The sequence below is a fragment of the Spirosoma jeollabukense genome (genome assembly GCF_054777855.1).
On record NZ_BAAHAD010000106.1, the window covers coordinates 1 to 552 of the forward strand.

Annotated in this window: 1 protein-coding gene; it reads left to right on the top strand. The window is 66.3% G+C overall.

Going from position 1 to position 552, the window contains the following annotated elements; genetic code table 11:
• On the top strand, positions 1-552 hold a 552-nt coding region (locus tag ACYVEA_RS34790; RefSeq protein ID WP_461117936.1), incomplete at both ends, for a thiamine pyrophosphate-dependent enzyme.

The following is a 552-nucleotide window of genomic DNA, read 5'->3' on the forward strand; positions in this document are numbered from 1 at the left end:
GCTCACCGATGGTGTGGGTGCTGCGGCATATCCGGGTCAACGGCCGCCGCCGTACGCTGACCAGCCTGTTGCACGGCACGATGGCCAACGCGATGCCACAGGCGCTGGGCCTGCAGAAGGCGTTCCCGGGGCGGCAGGTGATCTCGTTGTCCGGCGACGGCGGCCTGGCGATGCTGCTGGGCGACCTGCTGACCGCCGTGCAGGAAAACCTGCCGATCAAGGTGGTGGTGTTCAACAACGGCTCGCTGAATTTCGTCGAGCTGGAGCAGAAGGTGGAAGGCCTGCTGGACAACTACACCGACCTGAAGAACCCGGATTTCGGCCGCCTGGCCGAGGTGATCGGCTTCCACGGCCGCACCGTCACCCGCAGCGAGGATCTGGAAGAGGCGGTGCAGGACTTCCTGTCCCAGCGCGGCCCGGCGTTGCTGGATGTGCATACCAGCCGCGCGGAGCTGGTGATGCCGCCGCAGATCGAGGCGAAGCAGGTCGCGGGTACCGCGCTGTATGCGGCCAAAGCGGTGTTGAACGGCCGCTTCGACGACGTGAAGCATC